4 protein-coding genes are annotated in these 7,172 nt (G+C 64.8%); 3 read left to right on the forward strand and 1 reads right to left on the reverse strand.

Going from position 1 to position 7,172, the window contains the following annotated elements:
• Both KA184_16460 and KA184_16465 read left to right on the forward strand, forming a co-directional pair.
• Positions 1-2,037 (forward strand): glycoside hydrolase family 9 protein (locus KA184_16460; protein MBP8131172.1); only part of this gene is annotated, 2,037 nt, incomplete at its 5' end.
• A 144-nt stretch (positions 2,038-2,181) separates the two neighbouring features.
• The gene (locus tag KA184_16465) at positions 2,182-5,682 is read left to right on the forward strand and encodes a glycoside hydrolase family 9 protein (protein MBP8131173.1); all 3,501 of its coding nucleotides are present in this window, start codon (positions 2,182-2,184) and stop codon (positions 5,680-5,682) included.
• 69 nt (positions 5,683-5,751) lie between these two features.
• On the opposite strand, the gene KA184_16470 is transcribed toward KA184_16465, so the two are convergent.
• Entirely contained in the window at positions 5,752-6,183 is a 432-nt protein-coding gene (locus tag KA184_16470; protein ID MBP8131174.1) for a prepilin-type N-terminal cleavage/methylation domain-containing protein, read from the reverse strand.
• A 426-nt stretch (positions 6,184-6,609) separates the two neighbouring features.
• Here KA184_16470 and KA184_16475 point away from each other — a divergent pair.
• The coding region (locus KA184_16475; protein ID MBP8131175.1) for an HAD-IIA family hydrolase at positions 6,610-7,172 on the forward strand (563 nt) is incomplete at its 3' end.

The raw sequence follows: 7,172 nt of genomic DNA on the forward strand, positions 1-7,172 counted from the left end.
GATACCATCTCCGAGAGTCTGCCGCTCCTGCCCCTCGGCGGTTTTGACCGTGCCGCGGCGGGCGCAACACAGCCTCTCGGCTGGACCGCGGAAGGCGAGGGCGATTGGTTGCAGGACGCGGAGGTCAAGCTGACCGGCCCCGGCGCATTGAAGGTCATGCCCAGCACCGGAAAACTCTGCGTTTTTTCCGAGACGGTAGTCGTGACCCCGGACCTGGCGTCCGTGTCGGGCAGCGTCATGGCCAAGGGCGACGGCGCAACGGCGGCGGTATTGCGCTGGAACAACGCGGATGGAATCGTGCGCGAGGACGCATTGACCGCCGCGGCGCCGGGCGCGAACGGGTGGCGGCGTTTCAATCTCCCGGAAAGCGAGCCCCCGGATGGCGCGGATCGCCTGACGCTCGTTCTGACCACCGAGGCGCGGGAAGGCGCCGCGGCGTGGTGGGACGGCGCACAGTTGTACGGCAACTACGAGCGGACGCCGCAAGCCGGAGTCTACTGCAACCAAGTGGGTTATGAGCCACAGGGACCCAAACGCTTCACCGCATACTGCAATTTCGCGCCCGCAGCCGCATCGTTTGAAGTCCTCTCGGACATCGGCGAGCCCGTCTACAGCGGCACGTTGGAGCCGCCCCAGCGGATCACCGACATCAACGGGCGCACGTGGGAGCATTACTACCTGCGCGGCGACTTCTCGGAGTACCACGGCAGCGGCAGCCACAGCATCCGCGTGACCATGGACGGCCACGCCGCGCAATCCGAATCGTTTGAAATCGCGCGGGAATTGATGTGGGAGCAGGTGGTTCCGGTCGCGTTGAACCATTTCGCACTGCAGCGTTCGGGCGCCGAAATCCCGAATTTCCAGCCCGCGTTTCATCAGGATGACGCCGTGGACGCCGAAACGCAGGTGGCGTTGCCGCTGGCGGGCGGGTGGTGCGACGACGGCCGCTGCGCCAAACTCACGAACCCGTTCGTGCTCTGGAAACTGGCCCAGGCCTATGACGCGGCCGCGTGGCGCTTCAATACGCTTGACACCGACCAGGACGGCAAGAGCGACATGATAAACGAACTGCTTTGGGGCGCTGATTTCGTGCGGCGGCTCGTGAGCCAGGAGACCGCCGTGTATCAAGGCGTGCAGGCCACGCCCGGCTACGCGGGCGCGTCCGGAAAGGACACCGACAACACGCCGGGCACCGGCGACGAACGGAAGGCGATGCGCACGGACGACGACACCTTCCATCTGGCCGCGCTGGCCTGTCTCGCGCGGCATGTCGAGGGCAAGCAGCCCTTCGTCGATGCCGTCGCAAACGCCCTCGAGCGGGACCTCGCGGCGAACCGGCGCGGACCGGGACAGTTCGCCGCGGCTATGAACCTGTTTCTGGCTACGCGCGAGGAGCGCTTCGGCGCCATGGCGCAGGAGTTGTTCCCGGGCGTTGTTGTCGAATTCGTCGATAGCGTGAATGCCCACGACGACGAATTTGGCACGTTCAGCACGGTTGAAATTGGCTTGAAATTCACCGCGCAGGCGGATGCGCTGCTGCGCCTCGCCAACAACCCGTTCGGCGTGTACACCTACGGACCGGCGAACCGGCCCGTCTTCTTCAGCGGGCCCGACGGCAAGGACGGCGCCGCCGAAGGCAATACGCGCTACATCCTCGAGGCGGCGGAGCATGTCGCGCGCACGTACCGCTTCGCGCCGAAGCCCGAGTACCTCCAATTTATCTGGGACCAACTCAACTGGCTGCTCGGCAACAACCCCTACGGCCTCTCCCTGGTCGAAGGACTTGGCCACAAGCAGCCGCCCGCGTATCACGACCTGCACGTGTTCGCGGGCGTCCGGCGCGGCGCCGTGCCCGGCACGATTGCGCGCGGCATTGGACCCAAGGGCCCCGGCGATGACCGTCCGTACTTCGATATGCGCGACGTGGAACTGCCGGAAGCGCGCACCAACGCGGGCGACATCCGCAACAATGCGCTTGCCATCAGCACGCTCGCGCACCTGAACCGTTTCCGGTACCAGGTGCAGCCCCCCCATTGAAAAAGCAGGGGACTGGCACATGCGACCCCGTGCTTCGTGGGGGAGACGTGCTTGTCCCTGCACGAACGTTGCAGAATCCAACGGCTTTGTCACAGTAGACTGAAACCCGGCCTCTTGGGTTCGGAAACGCGAGGGGATCGGCTTATGCACAATCACAGCGTGTACGCAATATCCGTGGCAGCCATCCTCTGCGCGGCGTCCGGCGCGGCGGCCGTCACGCCGGCCGTGACATGGGTTTACGAGGCGCAGTCCAACCTCTACGCGCCGCCCCTGGTCGCGGACATGCATCCCGCCGCCGGCCTTGAGACCGTCATCGCCGACAGCGAGGCAAAAACGCTGCGCTGCATCGATGCGCAGGGCCGGCAGGTCTGGGAATGCCGCGCGGGCTGGAAGAAACGGCTGATAGCGTCCACCGCGCTCAGTTCGCCCATCGAAACCGGCCCGCGACTGCTCGTCATCGGCAATGCGGACGGTACACTGACGTGTATCCGCGCGGAAGACGGCGCGGTTGTCTGGCGCAAACCCATCGGCGCGGTCGAATGGGGCGGCGCGCTCTGGACCGACCTCACCGGCGACGGCGTCGAGGAAATCGTCTACGGCACCGAGAAAGAGGGCATTTTCGCGCTGGACCGCGACGCCAACACGCTCTGGCGCTATCCCGCAGCGCCGGACACGCCCGCGCCGGTCATCCCCGGCATGCTCGCCGCCGCCGACACGGACGAAGACGGCCGCGCGGAAGTCTTCGCCGTCGCGCAGAACGGGCCGTTCTGCCTGAACCCCGACGGCACGCTGAGTTGGGAACGACGCTTGCCACATTACTTCCTCGGCGGGCCGTCAATAACTCATTGGCAGGATGACAACGATCATTGGCGTCTCTTCTGCATTTCGCGGAATGACAACGCGCTGTGGATAGTCCATTTGGGCGGAAACGCCGAATGCTTGAAGACGCCCTTGCCCGGAAGCTTCGACACGTACTCCGCCGCGTCCTGCGCCTTCGCCGACGTAAGCGGCGACGGCATACCCGAAGTGGCATTCGGGGATGCGCAAGGGCGAGTCTCCCTGTACAGGACGCATCGGCTTGGCCCAGGCGGCGGCCGGCAGTTGTGGTCCTTCGCCTTGGAGACACCGGCACACTCCGCCCTGAGCATGGGCGACGTGGACGGAGACGGACGCGTGGAGACGCTCGCGGCGGCCGGCGACCGCGTCCTGTACTGCCTGGACGACAAGGGCAGGCTCAAGTGGCGCTTTGAGGGTCAATTGCGTTTCCTCGGCGCGCCGGCGATAGCGGATGTGGACCTGGACGGACGCACGGACATTCTGGTCTGCGGCAGTGACCGGCGCCTGTACTGCCTCGGACTCTGTGCCGGGTACGACGCGGAGCGCATCTCCTGGCCGTCGGCGCGGGCCGATGCGGCTTTGACCGGCGCGAGAACGGTGCGCAAACAGAAGCGCCCAGAAATGGTGCGTGTTTCGCGCACTCTGTTCGAACATGGCGATTTCGAATCGGGCAAGCCACTGGGCCCGGACGACACCACGGAGGAGGCCAGGGCGCGCCGCCAACGCGAAGCACGCGCTTGGACGGCGCAACCGGATGGCTGCTGCGCGCGGGACGATCAGACAGTATCGAGCGGGACGTCTTCATTGCGGATAACCCCCGGCGGTGAATGCGTCTCTGATCCCATCCCCGTGCCGCCTCATTTGCAGTATGCCTTTGTCGAGACGCGCGTACGTCATGCGGGAAACCCGCATTTCCGCTTTTTCTGGCGGGGGACCGTCGCGGAAACGGATAACGTTCCGCCATCGCTGCCTGAGACGGACTGGCGCCGTCTTGCATTCTCCCTGTACCCGGACCCGCAGGAGGAATCGCTGACCATCTCCTGTCTGAACCCGCGCCATGAGCGGCTCAGCGAGACTGAGGACGAATACCGGATGTTCCCCTCGGAGCCGCTGGACCCGGCCTTGACTGGCGACGCATGGTTTGACGCCATTCAGGTAGTGGGCGTGTTTGTCGAACCGCGCTGCGTCGAGGTGCTCATCAATCAGGTTGGCTACGACGCCGGCGCGCCCAAGTCCTTTGTCGTACAGTCGAACGCGGACGCGGACAATCCCACTTTCAATCTTCTTCGCGGTGACAAGGTCCTGTTTTCCGGTGAACTCGCAAAGCGCGGCCGCATTCAGGGCGCGTTCGGCCAGGATTGGGGCCACGTGTATTGGCGCGGCGATTTCTCGGAATTTGATGAGCCGGGCACGTACCGGATTCGCGTCACCGTGGGCCGGACACAGGCCGAGTCGTACGAGTTCGAGATTGGCGAAAACTTGGTCTGGCAACGAACGGTACGGCCTGCATACCGGTATTTCTACTATCAACGCTGCGGCACGGCAGTACCGGGTTTTCACAAGGCATGTCACGTCGACGATTCCACGTCGCCCGAAGGCGCGCAATTCGACTGCTGGGGCGGCTGGCACGATGCGGGCGACTACAACAAGTATCACAACGCGCCGTACGTGCTCGGGCTCGAACATGTCTACGCGATGGCGCGCGCGGCGTTCGACGCGGAGGATGCGGACAGTAATGGCCGGGCGGACCTGCTCGACGAGATTGTCTGGGGTGCGGACCATGCGCGGCGCATGGTCGCGGAGGACGGCTCGACGCGCGGCGGCATCACAACCGGCTACGGGTATTGGGGATCACCGGAGATGGAGACGGACAACCTGCCGGGCACCGGCGATGAACGGCCTCTCGGCGCGGAGCGCGGCGACACTCCAGATCACCATCATGCGGCGGTGTCGCGGCTCGCCGTGTTCCTCGCGGGCGCAGAAACCGTCGTTGCGAAAGGTGATGACGCGCCCGTTCCCGTTTCCGCGGCGGCATGGATCGAGACCGCGCGGCGTAGCCTGCGATGGGCTCTGGACAGCGGCCGCCGCGGCCCCTGCCAACTCACGACGGCGCTCGACCTCTACGAACTGACCGGCGAGGCGCAGTACGCCGACCTCGCAAAGGCGCTGGTCAGCGAAATGGGCCTGGGGCCGCTCGCGAGCGGCGATATCCACGGCGCGGCCGTCTCGATGACATTTCTCGAAGCGCTGCGCCGTTTCGACCGGCTCTTCGGTGAAGACCACGGCGACGCGTTGCGCGATGCGCTTGTTGCGCGCGCGGACGGGCTCCTCTCCCTCGCGGACAACCCGTTCGGCGTGTGCACGTTCGGCCCGCCGGAAAAGCCCAACTTTTTCGGCACGCCGCAGGACACCGGTGGCTGGCACGTCGGCACGAACAGCTATCTGCTCGGCGCGGCCGCGGCGGCGGCGCTCGCGTACCAATACACGCACGACGAGAATTACCGGCGATTCGCGTATGACCAGATCAACTGGGTGCTCGGTATGAATCCGTTCAACACGAGCCTGATGGAAGGTTCGGGAGACGCCTTTCCGCCCACGTACCACCACCGCTACACATTCTCCGGGGTGAAGCGCGACGCGGTGCCCGGCAGCGTCATCAACGGCATCACATGGCGCGCGCCCGGCGACGACCGGCCGTCGCTCGACCTCACCGGCGTCGATATCCCCGCCTTCGAATCCAACGAGTGCTGGCTGCCGCACAACGTGAATTACCTGGACGCGCTCGCGTGCTTGCGCGCCATAAAATAAGCGGCGGCGAGGTTTCCCTCGCCACCGCGCTGCAATCTCTGTTCGGCCGTCCAGCCGAACGCGCCGCTACTACTGTTGACCGAGGATCGCGCTGCCCGACGTCGCGTCGCCGCCGACTTCAAACCGGATTACGCCCGAGGCATCGGTATAGAAGCCGCGGCCGCCCGTTACGCCATAGGACGTCGCATTGGCGTTGGCCGTGAAGTTGTCCACGTCACCGGCAAGCACGTAGGTGTAACCGCTCTTCGGCAGCGACCAGTCGCCATCGAGATAGGGCGGCGTGGCCGTCGTCATCTGATCAAACGTAACGGCGTACTGGAAGTTCGCCGACTGGAACGCCGTTTCCGCGCCCACAATCGTGCGCAGGTTGCCGATGGCCGCCGATTCATTCGACTGCATGCGCGAGCGCAGCAGGTTCGGGATCGCGATGGCCGCGATAATCGCGATGATGGCCACGACAATCATCAACTCAATCAACGTGAAACCAAGGTTTTTCTTCATAGTCTGACCTCCCTTGCGGTTTTTCCCGGTTGGTGTTGCAGGCCCCGCCTATTGGGACCTCACTTCCAGGCTTCAACTTACAGTAATCCACTTGGCAATATCCGTGCCAAAGCTCCCCACGCCGTGAAAGTCTGTGAAATCCAATGAAACCTCGTTCTTTTTTCGCCCCGAAAGCCCGTTTCCCGGCGGGAGATGCCATAATCGGGGCACGCATCGCGTCCCTTTGTGACAAAAAATGTCACCACTGGGGCGGCCAGGTCGCGCTCGGGCTTCCTTTCTTGAATGCGGGCCTTGCCATCGGCAAAATACGGGACTTCGCCTCCGGGCGGCCGCGACAACCGCCGTGCGCGCGGTGCTACGCGGCGATACGGCGCTATTCTTGGGCACGGCCCGCGCAAACCCGTCGCGAGGCGCATAAGGAACATCATGGACACGAAACGGCTGAAGGCGCTCCGGCATTTCATGTTGGACATGGACGGCACCATTTACCTGGGTCCGGACCCCATACCGGGCGCGCCCGAGTTCATCCGCTTTCTTCGCGAGAGCGGCAGACAGTGCCTCTTTTTCACGAACAACCCGACGCGCGCGGCCGCCGCATACAGCGAAAAACTCGGCCGCATGGGCATCGAGGCCGCGCCCGGGAACATACTCACCGCGGGCGAGGCGACGGTCCGCTATCTGCAGACCCAGACGCCGTATCGCAGGATATACGCCGTCGCGCCGCCTTCCTTCGAAGAGGAACTTCGGCGCGGCGGCTTCGACTTGGACGCGGCGAAACCCGAAGCCGTGGTGCTGAGTTTCGACACATCCGTGACCTACGCAAAGCTGGAGCGCGCTTGCCTGCTCGTACGCCAAGGGCTGCCCTATGTCGCGACGAACCCCGACAAGGTATGCCCCACGGAGTACGGGCCCATTCCGGACTGCGGCGCGATTGCGGCCCTGATCGAAACGGCCACGGGCCGCGCGCCCAAATTCATCGGCAAGCCCGA

The organism is Candidatus Hydrogenedentota bacterium (assembly GCA_018005585.1).
In the GTDB taxonomy this organism is placed as follows: domain Bacteria; phylum Hydrogenedentota; class Hydrogenedentia; order Hydrogenedentales; family JAGMZX01; genus JAGMZX01.

Bases quoted from the DNA above. Each gene is read 5' to 3' on its own strand.
- KA184_16465 (MBP8131173.1), top strand. From the start codon at position 2,182: ATGCACAATCACAGCGTGTACGCAATATCCGTGGCAGCCATCCTCTGC.
- KA184_16470 (MBP8131174.1), bottom strand. From the start codon at position 6,183: ATGAAGAAAAACCTTGGTTTCACGTTGATTGAGTTGATGATTGTCGTG.